General features: G+C 37.1%; 19 protein-coding genes. 16 read left to right on the top strand and 3 right to left on the bottom strand.

Annotated elements, in window-relative coordinates:
* The first annotated feature begins 104 nt into the window (after window positions 1-104).
* Window positions 105-1,853: a peptidoglycan D,D-transpeptidase FtsI family protein gene (locus IEV41_RS12860; protein WP_229722235.1), complete on the top strand. Its 1,749-nt coding sequence runs from the start codon at window positions 105-107 to the stop codon at window positions 1,851-1,853.
* Between the two features lie 71 nt (window positions 1,854-1,924).
* Window positions 1,925-2,536: a YrrS family protein gene (locus IEV41_RS12855; protein ID WP_188388916.1), complete on the top strand. Its 612-nt coding sequence runs from the start codon at window positions 1,925-1,927 to the stop codon at window positions 2,534-2,536.
* A 50-nt stretch (window positions 2,537-2,586) separates the two neighbouring features.
* On the opposite strand, the gene IEV41_RS12850 is transcribed toward IEV41_RS12855, so the two are convergent.
* A complete protein-coding gene (locus tag IEV41_RS12850) occupies window positions 2,587-2,796 on the bottom strand; it encodes a DUF2536 family protein (RefSeq protein WP_188388915.1) in 210 nt (69 codons plus the stop codon).
* Window positions 2,797-2,903: 107 nt separating this feature from the next.
* Between IEV41_RS12850 and IEV41_RS12845 the strand changes: the two genes are divergently transcribed.
* The 5 genes from IEV41_RS12845 to IEV41_RS12825 all read left to right on the top strand — a co-directional run bounded on the left by IEV41_RS12845 (window position 2,904) and on the right by IEV41_RS12825 (window position 7,414).
* Window positions 2,904-3,455 (top strand): YfiT family bacillithiol transferase, encoded by a 552-nt coding sequence (locus IEV41_RS12845; RefSeq protein WP_188388914.1) that lies wholly within the window; start codon window positions 2,904-2,906, stop codon window positions 3,453-3,455.
* 159 nt (window positions 3,456-3,614) lie between these two features.
* A complete protein-coding gene (mtnN, locus tag IEV41_RS12840; protein WP_188388913.1) occupies window positions 3,615-4,307 on the top strand; it encodes a 5'-methylthioadenosine/S-adenosylhomocysteine nucleosidase in 693 nt (230 codons plus the stop codon).
* A 150-nt stretch (window positions 4,308-4,457) separates the two neighbouring features.
* Window positions 4,458-5,375, top strand: coding sequence for a PLP-dependent cysteine synthase family protein (locus IEV41_RS12835; protein ID WP_188388912.1), 918 nt, complete (start codon window positions 4,458-4,460; stop codon window positions 5,373-5,375).
* 7 nt (window positions 5,376-5,382) lie between these two features.
* On the top strand, window positions 5,383-6,516 hold the full coding sequence (locus tag IEV41_RS12830) for a bifunctional cystathionine gamma-lyase/homocysteine desulfhydrase (RefSeq protein WP_188388911.1): 1,134 nt from the start codon (window positions 5,383-5,385) through the stop codon (window positions 6,514-6,516).
* Window positions 6,517-6,628: 112 nt separating this feature from the next.
* Window positions 6,629-7,414 (top strand): YwqG family protein, encoded by a 786-nt coding sequence (locus IEV41_RS12825; RefSeq protein ID WP_188388910.1) that lies wholly within the window; start codon window positions 6,629-6,631, stop codon window positions 7,412-7,414.
* Between the two features lie 31 nt (window positions 7,415-7,445).
* Here the strand turns inward: IEV41_RS12825 and sigK are convergent, their stop codons facing one another.
* Entirely contained in the window at window positions 7,446-8,159 is a 714-nt protein-coding gene (gene sigK / locus IEV41_RS12820; RefSeq protein ID WP_188388909.1) for an RNA polymerase sporulation sigma factor SigK, read from the bottom strand.
* A 359-nt stretch (window positions 8,160-8,518) separates the two neighbouring features.
* Here sigK and IEV41_RS12815 point away from each other — a divergent pair, with 359 nt between their 5' ends.
* On the top strand, window positions 8,519-9,313 hold the full coding sequence (locus IEV41_RS12815) for a phosphatidylserine decarboxylase (protein ID WP_188388908.1): 795 nt from the start codon (window positions 8,519-8,521) through the stop codon (window positions 9,311-9,313).
* Between the two features lie 63 nt (window positions 9,314-9,376).
* Here the strand turns inward: IEV41_RS12815 and IEV41_RS12810 are convergent, their stop codons facing one another.
* The gene (locus IEV41_RS12810) at window positions 9,377-9,568 is read right to left on the bottom strand and encodes a sporulation histidine kinase inhibitor Sda (RefSeq protein WP_188388907.1); all 192 of its coding nucleotides are present in this window, start codon (window positions 9,566-9,568) and stop codon (window positions 9,377-9,379) included.
* A gap of 299 nt (window positions 9,569-9,867) precedes the next feature.
* On the opposite strand from IEV41_RS12810, the gene IEV41_RS12805 reads away from it, so the two are divergent.
* From IEV41_RS12805 to IEV41_RS12770, 8 genes are read left to right on the top strand one after another with little or no spacing between them, the layout of a single operon-like run.
* Window positions 9,868-10,383: a YqeG family HAD IIIA-type phosphatase gene (locus tag IEV41_RS12805; RefSeq protein WP_188388906.1), complete on the top strand. Its 516-nt coding sequence runs from the start codon at window positions 9,868-9,870 to the stop codon at window positions 10,381-10,383.
* A gap of 3 nt (window positions 10,384-10,386) precedes the next feature.
* The gene (gene yqeH, locus IEV41_RS12800) at window positions 10,387-11,493 is read left to right on the top strand and encodes a ribosome biogenesis GTPase YqeH (protein WP_188388905.1); all 1,107 of its coding nucleotides are present in this window, start codon (window positions 10,387-10,389) and stop codon (window positions 11,491-11,493) included.
* 18 nt (window positions 11,494-11,511) lie between these two features.
* Complete coding sequence (aroE, locus tag IEV41_RS12795) at window positions 11,512-12,354, top strand: shikimate dehydrogenase (protein ID WP_188388904.1); 843 nt, start codon at window positions 11,512-11,514, stop codon at window positions 12,352-12,354.
* Window positions 12,348-12,641, top strand: coding sequence for a ribosome assembly RNA-binding protein YhbY (yhbY, locus tag IEV41_RS12790; RefSeq protein ID WP_188388903.1), 294 nt, complete (start codon window positions 12,348-12,350; stop codon window positions 12,639-12,641). The genes aroE and yhbY overlap by 7 nt, the downstream gene beginning before the upstream one ends.
* A 14-nt stretch (window positions 12,642-12,655) precedes the next feature.
* A complete protein-coding gene (locus IEV41_RS12785) occupies window positions 12,656-13,222 on the top strand; it encodes a nicotinate-nucleotide adenylyltransferase (RefSeq protein WP_188388902.1) in 567 nt (188 codons plus the stop codon).
* Entirely contained in the window at window positions 13,215-13,790 is a 576-nt protein-coding gene (gene yqeK / locus IEV41_RS12780) for a bis(5'-nucleosyl)-tetraphosphatase (symmetrical) YqeK (protein WP_188388901.1), read from the top strand. The genes IEV41_RS12785 and yqeK overlap by 8 nt, the downstream gene beginning before the upstream one ends.
* The gene (rsfS, locus tag IEV41_RS12775) at window positions 13,787-14,140 is read left to right on the top strand and encodes a ribosome silencing factor (protein ID WP_188388900.1); all 354 of its coding nucleotides are present in this window, start codon (window positions 13,787-13,789) and stop codon (window positions 14,138-14,140) included. The genes yqeK and rsfS overlap by 4 nt, the downstream gene beginning before the upstream one ends.
* Entirely contained in the window at window positions 14,140-14,871 is a 732-nt protein-coding gene (locus tag IEV41_RS12770; protein WP_188388899.1) for a class I SAM-dependent DNA methyltransferase, read from the top strand. Before rsfS ends, IEV41_RS12770 begins: the two co-directional genes overlap by 1 nt.
* Window positions 14,872-14,881: the final 10 nt, after the last annotated feature.

The raw sequence follows: 14,881 nt of genomic DNA, 5'->3' as shown, positions 1-14,881 counted from the left end.
TATTCGGTGTGAACTTGCTGTGTACTTTCTGAAAAAGATAAAGAATTATAATTTGGAAATAAAAACAAGGTATAACGCTCACACTAACAGTGAGGTGTATGTTGATGAAGAAACGAGTATTTATTGTTGCGACATGTATCGGAATAGGACTTTGTATATTGTTGATTAGGCTTATGCAAGTGCAACTTGCTTCAACAGAATCTTTTACAAGTCGTAATATTAATTTGTTAGAGCGAAGTATTTCTCAACGAGCGCATATATATGCCATTCATGATGGGAGAGGTGGATTAGTTGATCGTCATAACGAGCATTTATCAGAAGAATATCAGCCGGTCCTTCTCTTATTTCCATTTTTACGAAAGATAGATTGGCCGGTAGAGCAGGTTGCAAAGATAGTAGGAGTGAGTTCAAAAACACTTACGGAACATGTAGAACGAACAAAAGAAGTTGTTATTGACGATGGTATAGAGTTGACAGAAGAAGGAATGAAACAAGTAAATGCTTTGAGGATTCCTGGTGTTATTGCAGTTTCAAAGAAAAAAGATATATCTGGGGTAGCAGCGGAGCATTTGTTAGGGTTAGTTGGTAAGAATAGCGATCTTCTAGAACGTAAATATAAAGAGAGAATGCAGAATGGGAATATCTCCTTTAATACGTTAACAGGAATCTCTGGTTTACAATATTCATTTGATGAATTTTTATTAAGTGATGGAGAGAAGAAACTACTCTACCACGTTGATCGAAAAGGTGATTCTTTATTTGGAACAAAGGTGAAATATGTAGAGCCTGGGAATCCTTTTTATCCTGTTATGGTTAAGACAACAATTCATAAACAAATACAGATGATAGGAGAAGCGTTATTAACGAAATACAACATTCAAAAAGGCGGGATGGTGTTAGTTGATGTGAAGACGAATGAAGTACTTGCTTTAGCTAGTAAACCAACGCTCGATCGTAATAATTACAAAGAAACGATAACAAATTATATGTTAACAAGGCAGTTTCCAGGCTCAGTCTTCAAGACTGTTATTGCAGCAGCTGCTTTAGAAAAGGGGCGTTACACATCTACGCGTACGTTTAATTGTGATTTAGATGTATATGGGGAGAAAGGGAGCCGTGCGCTTGGGGAGTTATCATTTGAAGATAGTTTTGCAAAAAGTTGTAATTATACATTTGCTACATTAGGGAATGAGTTAATTAAACGTGATAAAAATATGATGGAGGAATATGCGAAGAAGTTAGGAATGGAAGAGAGAGTGGGATGGCACGGAAGGGTATTTCATTATGATGATTTTCGACCATTAGAAGAAGAGGACACGAATGTCATTTGGCATGAGGAAAAAGAGAAGCATATCCAAAAGGCAGTAGCACAAACGGCAATTGGACAAAAGGATGTACAGTATACTCCCCTGGCAATTGCAAATATGATGGCAACAATCGCAAGGGGAGGGGAACGGAAAGAAATAAAAGTTGTAAGTGATATTTTATATAAAAATAGCATGAGCTTTTATCACTTTGAAGAGCATCATTTAGGTGGAGATGGATTACAACAATCGACAGTTAAAATATTGCAACAATTAATGAAGAAAGTAACAGAAAAAGGTGGGACAGCCGAATCATTAAATAAATTACCGTATAAAGTAGCTGGGAAAACCGGAACAGCTGAGATAGTAAAAGATGGTAGTAATCAAAGTGTGAATAAATGGATTGCAGGATATTTTCCATATGAGAACCCACGTTATGCACTAGTCGTTGTCGAGTTATCTTCTGCAAGTACTGGGAATAATCCAATTCGTATTTTTCATGATTATGTTCAGGAGTTATATAAATACGATCAACAAGTAAGGGAGTAAACGCACTTTTCGATAGCGTATATTTTTGTTAAAATAAGAGATAACATAGAAGTAGTAAGGTGGGAAGTAGTGTGGGGAAAAACAAAATTACAGGACCACGATTTGAAATGCGTGAGAAAAAGCGAAGAGCTAATACTGTTTTAAATACATTAATTGTTGTTGTAATTGTTTTGATTATTTGTATCACATGGAGCGTATTCTTTGCGACAGGAGGATCGAAAGATACAGCTAAGCCAACAAAGCCAGCAGAACAACCAAAAGTATCTGAAAGTGTAGAGAAAGAGCCCGCGAAAGAAGAGGAAGAGAAGAAAGAAGAAACAAAGACAGAGGAGAAAGCTGAACCAGTAAATGGTAAAGTGATGGTAACAGATATCACAGATCCGAATGTCGTGGAAGCATATACAAATCCATCTTGGAAACCAGTAGGTACAGAACAATCAGAGCCGCATGTGACGAAGTTTGACTCAAAATCTGCTGATTGGAAAGAAATGCTTCAAGTAGCTGCATATGCAACCGAATTAACAGTTTCGGATATATTTGCTCAGCGTATTAGTAATGGTGGTGGAGCAAATAAAGTAAATGCGGTTATTGGAACGAAAGACCGAAAGTATATGTACCGTGTAAAATTAGAATGGGTAACAAATGAAGGTTGGATGCCAACATTAGTAGAACAGTTGAAATAATGGATAGTTATGTTCTTCTTAATATGAAAAAGGAGCGGTTAATCGCTCCTTTATTTTTTTGCCTTAAAATGTACGACTGCACTGTAACATTTATAGTTAGTTGCAGGATCTACATACATTTGGTGAGATACGTGATGTACTTGTAGGAAGATAGCTCGGTTTTGATCGATTTTTTCACTAATCATCTTTTCAATTATTTGTAAGTTAGTTGCTTCGAAAAACTCTACTTTGTCTTCTATAATATCTAATGAGAACTGCATACATAAAAGCTCCTTTCTATATAACGGTAGCAGGTAAATCATGTATAGAGAGAGAATGTATCTTTAGGGTAATAGATAGATGCACATTTGACAATGGGGGAATGGAAATGAAAGATGAGCGTTATCCGATAGGGAAGTTTTTGTTTACACAAGATGTAACAGAGGAACTGAGAGAAACATGGATAGAAGAAATAGAAAGTTTACCAACGATATTAAAAAATGCAGTGCATAGTTTAACAGATGAGCAGCTAGATACACCTTATCGAGATGGGGGATGGACGGTGCGACAAGTTGTTCATCATATAGCAGATAGTCATATGAATGCATACACACGCTTTAAGTTGGCTTTGACGGAGGAACACCCAACAATTAAAACGTATAATGAAAAGCAATGGGCATTGTTGTCAGATTCTATGGAAGGTTCTATTCAAAGTTCAATATGCATACTTGAAGGGCTTCATGAAAGGTGGTCAACAGTATTAAAATCATTACCGCAGACGGAGTTTTCAAAAACATTTTATAATCCAGAAATGAAAATTAAGTTGAATTTAGATATGGTATTAGCATTGTATGCTTGGCATGGAAAACATCACGTTGCGCATATTACTTCTTTATGTGAAAAGATGAACTGGATGAAGCATAACAGAGAAATTGTGTAGCTATTTGTAGAACAAAAATGATAAAATGGTGATTACTTGCACATTGCTTGAAAAGATAGAAGTGTAAGAGAAAGTTATTATGAATTATCTACTAGTAGCGTTATTATTGTTCGGATATGAACAAGTAGCTACTATGTGGAAGAAGAAAGAGGGATGAGTATGAGAATAGCAATTATCGGTGCGATGGAACAAGAAGTAGAAATTTTACGTGATAAATTAGAAAACCGTGAAGTAGAGGTTGTAGCGGGTTGTGAATTTTCAAAAGGAACAATTGCTGGGCATGAAATTATTCTATTAAAGTCAGGCATTGGTAAAGTAAATGCGGCTATGTCTACAACAATTTTAATGGAGCGCTACAAACCAGAACGTGTAATCAATACTGGTTCAGCAGGTGGATTCCATCATTCATTAAATGTAGGTGACGTTGTTATTTCATCTGAAGTTCGTCATCATGACGTAGATGTAACAGCATTCAACTATGAGTACGGTCAAGTACCTGGAATGCCAGCAGCGTTTGAAGCAAATGCTGAACTTGTAGCGATTGCAGAGAAGTGTGCATCAAAAGAAGAAGCTGTACAAGTTGTAAAAGGATTAATTGCAACGGGTGATTCATTTATGAGTGATCCAACTCGTGTAGAGTATGTTCGCTCACAATTAGGCGATATTTATGCAGTAGAAATGGAAGCAGCAGCAGTTGCGCAAGTATGTCACCAATATGAGGTGCCATTCGTTATCATCCGTGCATTATCAGATATCGCAGGAAAAGAATCGAACATTAGCTTTGATCAATTCCTAAGCAAGGCAGCGTTACATTCTTCTAACTTTATTTTAGAAATGTTAAATGAATTATAAGATAACAGACCGTGTAGATAAATCTACACGGTTTTTTGTTGATGTTACAAGGAATAAGGATGGTCTTTATTCCTTTTTTCATGGAATAGGCTCTTTTCCTATAACTTCGACATACATTAAATACAGGAACGCTTGTGAAGGAGGATTGTCGTGAAGGTATACAAAAGTGTTCATGAGTTAATTGGTCATACACCGTTGGTTGAGCTTACGCGCTTTTCGTTACCGAGCGGTGTTCGCTTATTTGCGAAGCTTGAATATTTCAATCCTGGTGGGAGTGTGAAAGATCGACTAGGAAAGAAATTAATTGAAGATGCATTCAAGAAAGGATTGCTTAAAGAAGGTGGAACAATTATTGAACCAACGGCAGGGAATACAGGAATAGGTCTAGCACTAGCAGCTATCCCTTATGATATTCAAGTGGTATTTGTTGTGCCTGAGAAATTTAGCATAGAAAAGCAAGTGCTAATGAAGGCGTTAGGTGCTATTGTTGTGAATACACCTACAGAAGAAGGGATACTAGGTGCTATCAAAAAAGCTCAGGAGTTAGTCTATGAAATTCCTGATTCGTATAGCCCGCAACAATTTGCAAATGAGAGCAATCCAGAGACATATTATGAAACGTTAGGTCCAGAACTATGGGAAGCGTTAGAAGGGAGAATTGATGTATTTGTCGCTGGTGCGGGTACGGGTGGAACGTTTATGGGAACAGCAAAATATTTGAAACACCAAAATCCCATCATAAAAACAGTAATTGTTGAGCCGGAAGGATCTATTTTGAATGGGGGGACTATCCATCCGCATGAGGTAGAAGGAATTGGGATGGAGTTTCTTCCGTCTTTCATGGATGTAGGTTATTTTGATGGCATTCATACAGTAAAAGATAAGGATTCTTTTCGTATAGTGAGCGAAGTAGCGAAAAAAGAAGGGTTACTAGTAGGAAGTTCTTCTGGTGCTGTACTTCATGCTAGTTTAATGGAAGCGCAAAATGCGAAGCCAGGAACGTATATTGTCACAATTTTTCCTGATGGAAGCGAACGATATTTAAGCAAAAATATTTACAGAGGGTGAACGGTTGATGAGAAAACGGACGAAGCTTATTCATGGCGGTATCGTTGGGGATGTATTAACGGGAGCGGTGTCCACGCCTATTTATCAAACAAGTACGTACAAACAAGAGTCGGTTGGTGTGCATAAAGGATATGAATATTCACGAACGAAAAACCCGACTAGGTTTGCGTTAGAGGAGTTGATGAAGGAGTTAGAAGAGGGAGAAGCTGGATTTGCATTTTCTTCTGGTATGGCGGCAATTACAGCAATCATGATGTTATTTAAACCAGGTGACCATTTGATTTTTACAGATGATGTGTACGGAGGTACATATCGTGTGATGAAACGTGTATTGAATCGTTTTCATATTGCATCTTCGTTTGTTGATACAACTTCTTTGCGAGAGATTGAACGAGTGGTAACGAATCAGACAAAGGCTATTTACCTTGAAACACCAACGAATCCATTGCTGAAAGTGACAGGTATAAAAGAAGTTACAGCATTTGCGAAGGAAAATAATCTACTTACAATTGTAGATAATACATTTTTAACGCCGTATTTCCAGCAACCGCTCTTACTAGGGGCGGATATCGTTGTACATAGTGCAACGAAGTATTTAGGAGGGCATAGTGATGTTGTGGCGGGGATTGTGGTCGCTGCGTCAAAGGAGTTAGCTGAACAGCTTCATTTCATCCAGAATAGTACAGGGGGAGTATTAGGACCTCAAGATAGTTGGTTATTACAACGTGGTATTCGTACGTTAGGAGTGCGAATGAATGCACATGAGGAGAATACAAAAGCAATTGTGCACTTTTTGGAAAGTCATCCAAAAGTAAAGAAAGTATATTATCCAGGTATTTCAACTCATCCCCAGCATCATTTAGCAAAGCAACAAGCGAGTGGTTTTGGAGGAATGGTTTCATTTGAAGTAGAAAGTGAATCGTTAGTTGATAAAATAATGCAATCTGTCCGTTACTTTGTGCTAGCAGAGAGCCTGGGAGCAGTGGAAAGTTTAATTTCTGTCCCTTCGAAGATGACACATGCCTCTATTCCGTTTGAGCGTAGACAAGAGCTTGGTATTACAGACACGCTTATTCGTATTTCGGTAGGGATAGAAGATAGTAGGGATTTGATAGAAGATTTAGAACAAGCACTTTCTTAAATAGTCTGTGATCCTTTTCATAGGAGAAGGATCTTATTTTTTTGCAGAGATTCTATTACCATTTTGTTCTAATTTTTTGCTATTCTATAAGAAATAAAGGGGGAGTGAAGATATGGAGATGAAAGAAAAAGTACGTCAACTAATGAAAGAATATGAGTTGGAGCATGAACAAGATAATATTCTAGAATCGTTGTATGAATGTGTACGCTGTATGCCGACCTGTTCAGAGCAGCCAAGTATCGGTAGTTCTAAATTTGGAGGATATCCACATTTACCAGTTGGAATGAGTGTCCCTGTTTATAAAGAACAACCTTTGACGTTATTAGCACAGTTGAATTTGAGCGATATTCCATTTATTCATCAGGATTTACCTCGAAGTGGCATGTTATATTTCTTTTATTATTGTTCACCACCAGACGTAGATAAGTATTTAGAGAGCCCTTGGGGAGAATTTGAAGAGCGTAATGGATGGAGGGTGGTATATATAGAGGAAGTAAAGGAATTACATATTGTTCAAGAAGAAGGAGCATATGCGTATCCAGAATCACTGTTAACATTTGAAAAGGTAGTATGCTTAGAAAATGATATTTACTTTGAAGATGAAGGTGATTATGACAAGTACTATAAAGTATTAGAAGAGATACAAGGTGAGCATATTCCGCTTCATCAATTGTTTGGTCATCCACAAGCAGTACAGAATCCGGTGTTTGAAGAAAGTGAATGTTATGCGGAAAATAATGTGAGTAAGAATGATTGGGAATTATTATTTCAAATCGATAGCGATGAAGAGTTCCTGGATATGTGGGGAGATGTAGGGATGCTATATTTCTGTATTCCGAAAGATTCATTAAAGAATCAACGATTTGAAGATTCATGGATGATTATGCAATGTCATTAAGACGCAAATAAGCGGCCATGCATAAGGCCGCTTATTTCTTTTTCTTTTCTTTCTCATTACGAACAAATTCGTGGAACATTTTCATTAATGCTCGTTTTTCGATACGTGATACGTAACTTCTTGAAATACCAAGCTTTTTGGCGATTTCACGTTGTGTTTTTTCCTTTTCTAAATCAAGACCGAAGCGGCTAATAATTACTTCTTTTTCTCTGTCATCAAGGATACCGATATATTCACGGATTTTTTCTAGTTCCATACTTAGTTGAATTGTTTCAATTACATCTTCTGACTCAGACTTTAGAATATCAATTAAGCTAATTTCATTTCCTTCTTTATCTTGACCAATTGGATCATGAAGGGAAACATCTTTTTTTGTTTTTTTGAGGGCTCGCAAATGCATCAATATTTCATTCTCGATACAGCGGGCGGCATATGTAGCTAATTTTGTTCCTTTCTCCACAGAATAACTTTCGATAGCTTTAATTAAACCGATTGTGCCAATCGAAATTAAGTCTTCTGCATCTTCGCCGGTATTCTCGAATTTCTTAACGATATGTGCAACAAGGCGTAAATTATGCTCAATTAAGAGATTCCTAGCCCGAGCATCTCCTTGTGCCATTAATTCTAAATACTTATGTTCCTCACTAGGTTCAAGCGGTTGTGGAAAAGCGTTGTTTTTGACAAAAGAAACGAAAAGAAACAGTTCCTTTAAGAGAAAACCAAGCGCGGTAATTAGTCCTGGCATTACTCCACCTCCAAAGAAATACCATTTCTACTATATGTATGAATGAAGTTGGATGCGTGTGTTTGTCCAGATGGATATTCTTTGTATTTTTTGTTTATCATCGTAACATAAGGATGTTTTTTGGTTTTATTATGGGAAATGGGAAGGATGACTTATACCAAAAGTTTTTAGTTGAAATTTATGTAGCCGGTACCTTTGGATAACGAATCATTTTTTTGATTTTTTTATGTTTAGAAGGAAGCTTGGCTATTATGAAGAATGTCGTAAAGAAGAAAATGTTGACTATATGTAATTTATTCTGTATTTTAACGGCACATTAAGATATAGTATAGTATGGTATAATATGTAGGAGGGTTAACATGTTAAAAGAAAAGTTTTTAAAAGTGTTGTTGGAATTACCAAATCGTCGTTTTATTTCTTATTTACTACGAAAATTTGCGACGTCTAAAATGAGTAAAGTTCTTATTCCAACATATGCGAAGACATATAATATTCGTCTAGATGAAATGGAAAAGGATATGAAGGAGTACCATTCCTTACATGATTTCTTCACTCGTCGTTTAAAAGAGGGAGTACGTACAGTGGATATAGAATCCGATACAGTAGTGAGTCCCGTAGACTGTGTTGTGGAAGACTTCGGTATTATTAATGAAGATAAGCAGTTTACAGTAAAGGGCAAGCACTACTCTATCATTGATATGTTAGGGAAAGAGGAACGTACTCATAAATATGAAGGTGGACAATATTTTGTCCTTTATTTAAGCCCAAGCCACTATCACCGTATTCACAGTCCAATTGATGGAGAAGTAGTAGAGCGCTTTGAGTTAGGAACGAAATCTGCGCCAGTAAATGAACTAGGCTTAAAATATGGAAAGTCACCATTATCTAAGAATTACCGAGTTGTATCAGAGTTGGTACATAATGGGCAACATGTAGCGGTTGTAAAAGTAGGTGCAATGTTTGTTAACACGATTCATGTGACAAATGAAAGCCAAGCCTTCATGAGAGGGGATGAAGTAGGGTACTTCTCATTTGGTTCAACGATTGTTTTACTGTTCGAGAAGGGTTCATTTGAGATTGATCCAGCGATTCACTATAAGCAAGATTTATTTATGGGACAAAAAATCGGTAAGTTAGTATCGAAATTGAAGTGAAATAGAAAATGTAGGAGGGTGAGTGGATCCCCTCCTAGCTTTTTTGTCGTGTGAATAATTCGATTAGACTGGTTGTGTTTCGAGATGTACTTGAAGAGTAGTTTTTTGAATAGTGCATTTTGAAGGGTTTAATTTGTTTTGAAGAGAACGGCGGATAATTTCGCTTTCCATAAGAAAAATAAAATCAGGGTGTAAGTCTAAGTCAATCGCTTTGTAATATGAATCAATAAGTAATTCATCAGATATGTTATTCATACGTATCGCCTAGATGGCATTGCACCTCCTATATTTACGATTAGCTTAAATTTATTTAACCAAATTTTTTCTATTTATACAAACTCCTATCTATCCACATTAGACAGTGGATAAGTTGTGGAATAAAAAGAAAGAACAGTTGGGATTGACTGGGAATAAGAGGGTTATATTGTGTATAAACTTATCCACAGAATGGATAAACGCTGATTTTGTCGTAAAATTTTTGTCATTTTTATAAGAGAAACGTTACTTATAGAAGAGTATTGACAATTATTGTTTAATTTAATTGAGGTGTTAAGATGCTAAAACGTTTTTTACCAAATGAATATGTGAAAGATATATATGAAATTACGCCTACGAAATTAAAGGAACGAGGAATTAAAGGTATTATTACTGACTTAGATAATACGTTAATTGAATGGGACCGTCCAAATGCTACGCCTAAGCTTATCGAGTGGTTTACAGAGATGAAGAGATATGGCATTAACGTTACTGTTGTTTCGAATAATAATGAAAAGCGTGTGAAAGATTTCTCAGATCCATTAAATATTCCATTTGTCCATAGTGCGAGAAAGCCAATGAATAAAGCATTTAAACGTGCTCTTTACATGATGCATTTACGTGCAGACGAAGTAGTCATGATTGGAGATCAAGTGCTAACAGATGTGCTTGGTGGGAATCGTCTAGGTTTACATACGATTTTAGTCGTTCCTGTAGCAAAAACAGATGGTCTTATGACGAAGTTTAATCGAATAATTGAACGTCGTATTTTAAAGAAGTTAAAAACGAGAGGACTTATACATTGGGAGGAATAGAAGTTGAATGAAGCAGTAAAATGTATTGGGTGCGGTGTTGTTATTCAAACAACAGATAATAATGAATTAGGGTATGCACCTGCGTCATCATTAGAAAAAGAACAAGTAATATGCCAGCGTTGCTTCCGTTTAAAGCATTATAATGAAATTCAAGATGTTTCATTAACAGATGATGATTTTCTTCGCATCTTAAATGGTATCGGTAGTACCGACGCGTTAGTAGTAAAGATTGTTGATATTTTTGACTTTAGCGGTAGCTGGTTACCAGGTATCCATCGTTTCATTGGGAAGAATAAAGTGCTTCTTGTTGGAAACAAAGCAGACTTAATTCCGAAGTCGGTGAAACAGCGTAAGTTGACGGATTGGATGCGAGGCACGGCTAAACGTTGGGGTTTACATGCTACAGACATTCATTTAATTAGTGCAGCAAAAGGAATTGGGATTGAAGAATTAGCTGCTAGTATTGAAAAGCATCGAGAAGGCAAAGATGTGTACATTGTAGGATGTACGAATGTAGGAAAGTCTACATTTATTAATCGAATGATTAAACAATTTAGTGATATTGAAGAAAATATTATTACAACGTCACATTTCCCGGGTACAACATTGGATTTAATTGATATTCCCCTTGATGAACAATCTTCGCTTTATGATACACCAGGTATCATTAATCATCACCAAATGGCACACTATGTAGATAAGCATAGTTTGAAAATTATTACGCCAACAAAAGAAGTTAAGCCAATGGTGTATCAATTAAATGAAGAGCAAACATTATTCTTTGGTGGACTAGCACGTCTAGATTATATTAGCGGTGGACGTCGCTCGTTAATTTGCCACTTCTCTTCTAACTTAAAGATTCATCGTACGAAGTTAGAGAAAGCGGACGAATTATACGCAAATCATCTGGGTGAGTTATTGCAACCACCATCAGGAGATGAGCTGAAAGAATTCCCAGAGCTTGTACGCCACGAGTTTATGATTAAAGAGAGTAAAACAGATATCGTATTCTCTGGTTTAGGGTGGGTAACGGTAAACGAATCAGGTGCGAAAGTAGCTGCATATGTACCAAAAGGAGTTAACGTTACACTTCGTCGTTCACTTATTTAATAGGGAGAGAGAAGCAGGATGAAGAAAATCTATGGAGTCATCGGGTATCCAATTGGTCATTCTATGTCACCTGTCATGCATAATAACGCATTTTCTCACCATGAAATCGATGGATATTATACGGCGTTTCAAGTGCATCCACGTGATTTAGAAGATGCTATTAAAGGGATGAAAGCACTACAAATAGGTGGATTTAACGTTACAACCCCACATAAAGTACACGTGATGGATTATCTTGATGAAGTGGATAGTATTGCCAAATCAATAGGTGCTGTTAATACGATCGTTCATCTGGATGGAAAGTTAATTGGCTATAATACGGATGGTATTGGGTATGTCCGTGCCTTGCAAGAAATAAGTGGGGATTTGAAGAAGAAACGTATACTCATCGTCGGGGCGGGTGGTGCGTGTCGTGCCATTTTCTTTACACTTGCTTCCCTCGGTGTTAAGCATATAGATATTGCGAACCGAACTGTGCAACGAGCAGCAGATTTGATTACGGATTGTGCAGAGCAACAATTATCACATGCCTTAACGATTGTAGAAGCAGAGCAACAAATTGACAAATATGATATTATAATTAATACGACAACGGTTGGAATGCATCCTTATACTGATGATATACCTATCTCGTTAGATGGATTAAGACGAGATAGCATCGTAAGTGATATTATATATAATCCATTAGAGACGAAGTTATTAAAGGTAGCACATGATAAAGGGGCAGTTATCCAAAATGGTGTTGGGATGTTCGTTTATCAAGGTGCATTAGCTTTTGAAAAATGGACAGGCGTTATGCCGAATATAGAACGCATGAAAAAAATTGTGGAAGAACAACTTGGAGGAAAGAATACATGTTAACAGGAAAACAAAAGCGCTTCTTACGCGCAAAAGCACATCATTTATCACCAATTTTTCAAGTAGGTAAAGGTGGCGTAAATGATAATATGCTAACACAAATTGAAGATACATTAGAGCGACGCGAACTAATGAAAGTAAGTATCCTTCAAAACTGTGAAGAAGATCGTTATGATGTAGCAAATAGTTTAGCACGTGGTACAGGAGCAGAGTTAGTGCAAGTAATTGGACATACAATTGTTTTGTACAAGGAGTCTCGTGAACACAAACAAATTAATTTACCTCGTTAAGGGGGAAGTGACGAATGGGCAAGATAGGGATAGTTGGTGGTACATTTGATCCAATTCACTGTGGTCATTTACTCATTGGAAATGAAGTAAAGGAAGCTTTATCTTTAGATGAGATTTGGTATATGCCAAATAAAGTTCCTCCTCATAAGAAAGAGAAGAAGCTTACATCGACGGAAAATCGATTGCGTATGATTGAGTTGGCGATTGCAAGTAATAAGGACTTTGCTCTTGCAATAGATGAATTAGAGAGAGAAGGCGTGTCGTATACGTATGATACGATGAAGATGTTGCGGGAGAAATATCCGCATCATACCTTTTACTTTATCATTGGTGGAGATATGGTAGAATATTTACCTAAGTGGTACAGAGTGGATGAATTACTTCAATTCGTTCAATTTGTTGGGGTAACACGCCCAGGTTATACAGTAAAGTCGCCTTACTCAATTATAACATTGGAGATTCCTGAATTTTCCGTATCTTCCTCCCTTATCCGTGATCGTATAAAGAATCGGAAAAGTATTCGTTACTTAGTACCGACAAACATACAACACTATATAGAGGAGAATGGTTTGTATGAATAAAGAAGAAGCGTTAAAGTTAGTAGAGGCGAAGTTGCATCAAAAGCGTTATACGCATACGATTGGTGTGATGGAGACAGCCATTCATTTAGCCAAAAAGTACGGTGTAGATGAGAAAAAAGCAGAATTAGCAGCTGTTTTTCATGATTATGCAAAATGTATGCCGGTAGATGAAATGGAGAGAATTATGGTGGAGCAGAACATGGAACGTGATTTGTTTCACTATAACAAAGAGCTATGGCATGCTCCGGTCGGTGCTTATTTAGTAGAGAAAGAAGTGGGGATTACAGATTCTTCTATTCTTCAAGCAATTAAATATCATACGAGTGGGCATGAAGAGATGACGATGTTAGACAAAGTTATTTACGTAGCAGACTATATTGAGCCAGGCCGTAATTTCCCTGGAGTAGAAGAAGCAAGAGCGTTAGCGGAAGAAAGCTTAGATAAGGCGATGGTGTATGCACTGAAGCATACCATTTCCTTTTTATTAGAAAGAAATCAAGCCATTTATCCATTAACATTTCAAACATATAATAGGTTTATACAACAGAAAGTGGAGGACATGAAATGAACGTACGTGAAATAATGCTAGTAGCAGCAAAAGCAGCAGATGATAAGAGAGCAGAGGATATCGTTGTATTAAATATGCAAGGACTTTCTTTAATTGCTGATTACTTCATGATTTGTGAAGGTGGATCAGAGAAGCAAGTACAAGCAATTGCACGCGAAGTTAAAGAAAAAGCACAAGAAGTAGGGTTAGAAGTAAAGCGTCTAGAAGGATTCGACGAAGCTCGTTGGGTATTAGTAGATATCGGTGATGTTGTTGTTCATATCTTCCACCGTGAAGAGCGTAGCTACTACAACTTAGAGCGCCTTTGGGGAGATGCACCTCAAGAGGATGTTTATAGCGAGTTAGACTAATGGCTTATGGACGTTTTGCACACTTGTATGATGAGCTAATGAGTGATGTTCCTTATGAGAAGTGGATGTCCTATGTGAAGCAATATGTGCCAGCAAAAGGTGCATCTGTATTAGATGTTGCGTGTGGAACGGGTACAATTACACAACTTTTCATGCAGCATGGTTACAATGTCACTGGTGTTGACTTATCAGAGGAAATGTTAGCCGTAGCAGCAGGGAAAGTGGGAGACAAAGTCCCGCTATACGCCCAAGATATGTCGCAATTAGACATCGGTGCTACATTTGATGTTGTAACAATCTTCTGTGACTCATTGAATTATGTGTTAGATGAAGAGGATATAAAGCGTACATTTGCTTCTGTATACGAGCATGTGAAGCAAGATGGGTATTTCCTATTTGATGTTCATTCTCTTTATAAAATACATGATATATTCGCTAACGAGACATTTACGGTGAACGAAGAAGAGATTTCGCTCATTTGGAATTGTTTCGAAGGGGAATATGAGCACAGTGTAGAACATGAACTAACATTCTTTACAAAAGATGAGCAAAACGATTATTATCATCGTTTTGATGAGTTTCATGTTCAGCGTACATTTGAGCCAGCGCAATATATACAGTGGCTTGAAGAGGCTGGATTTGAGGTTGTAAGTGTGCGTGCTGAGTATGGAGATGAAGATGTGGAAGAAACATCTGACCGTATTTTCTTCGCAGCACGAAAAAATAAATAGTGTAAGAAAA

Source organism: Priestia taiwanensis (assembly GCF_014638355.1).
GTDB classification, from domain to species: domain Bacteria; phylum Bacillota; class Bacilli; order Bacillales; family Bacillaceae_G; genus Priestia_D; species Priestia_D taiwanensis.
The sequence above is the reverse complement of the archived record's forward strand: the minus strand, read 5'-3'. Positions and strand labels throughout refer to the sequence as shown.

What these genes read in the sequence shown, in the direction of transcription:
- IEV41_RS12860 (WP_229722235.1), top strand. Translation starts at nt 105, where the DNA reads ATGAAGAAACGAGTATTTATTGTTGCGACATGTATCGGAATAGGACTT.
- IEV41_RS12850 (WP_188388915.1), bottom strand. Translation starts at nt 2,796, where the DNA reads ATGCAGTTCTCATTAGATATTATAGAAGACAAAGTAGAGTTTTTCGAA.
- IEV41_RS12845 (WP_188388914.1), top strand. Translation starts at nt 2,904, where the DNA reads ATGAAAGATGAGCGTTATCCGATAGGGAAGTTTTTGTTTACACAAGAT.
- mtnN (WP_188388913.1), top strand. Translation starts at nt 3,615, where the DNA reads ATGAGAATAGCAATTATCGGTGCGATGGAACAAGAAGTAGAAATTTTA.
- IEV41_RS12830 (WP_188388911.1), top strand. Translation starts at nt 5,383, where the DNA reads ATGAGAAAACGGACGAAGCTTATTCATGGCGGTATCGTTGGGGATGTA.
- IEV41_RS12825 (WP_188388910.1), top strand. Translation starts at nt 6,629, where the DNA reads ATGGAGATGAAAGAAAAAGTACGTCAACTAATGAAAGAATATGAGTTG.
- sigK (WP_188388909.1), bottom strand. Translation starts at nt 8,159, where the DNA reads ATGCCAGGACTAATTACCGCGCTTGGTTTTCTCTTAAAGGAACTGTTT.
- IEV41_RS12815 (WP_188388908.1), top strand. Translation starts at nt 8,519, where the DNA reads ATGTTAAAAGAAAAGTTTTTAAAAGTGTTGTTGGAATTACCAAATCGT.
- IEV41_RS12810 (WP_188388907.1), bottom strand. Translation starts at nt 9,568, where the DNA reads ATGAATAACATATCTGATGAATTACTTATTGATTCATATTACAAAGCG.
- IEV41_RS12805 (WP_188388906.1), top strand. Translation starts at nt 9,868, where the DNA reads ATGCTAAAACGTTTTTTACCAAATGAATATGTGAAAGATATATATGAA.
- aroE (WP_188388904.1), top strand. Translation starts at nt 11,512, where the DNA reads ATGAAGAAAATCTATGGAGTCATCGGGTATCCAATTGGTCATTCTATG.
- yhbY (WP_188388903.1), top strand. Translation starts at nt 12,348, where the DNA reads ATGTTAACAGGAAAACAAAAGCGCTTCTTACGCGCAAAAGCACATCAT.
- IEV41_RS12785 (WP_188388902.1), top strand. Translation starts at nt 12,656, where the DNA reads ATGGGCAAGATAGGGATAGTTGGTGGTACATTTGATCCAATTCACTGT.
- yqeK (WP_188388901.1), top strand. Translation starts at nt 13,215, where the DNA reads ATGAATAAAGAAGAAGCGTTAAAGTTAGTAGAGGCGAAGTTGCATCAA.
- rsfS (WP_188388900.1), top strand. Translation starts at nt 13,787, where the DNA reads ATGAACGTACGTGAAATAATGCTAGTAGCAGCAAAAGCAGCAGATGAT.
- IEV41_RS12770 (WP_188388899.1), top strand. Translation starts at nt 14,140, where the DNA reads ATGGCTTATGGACGTTTTGCACACTTGTATGATGAGCTAATGAGTGAT.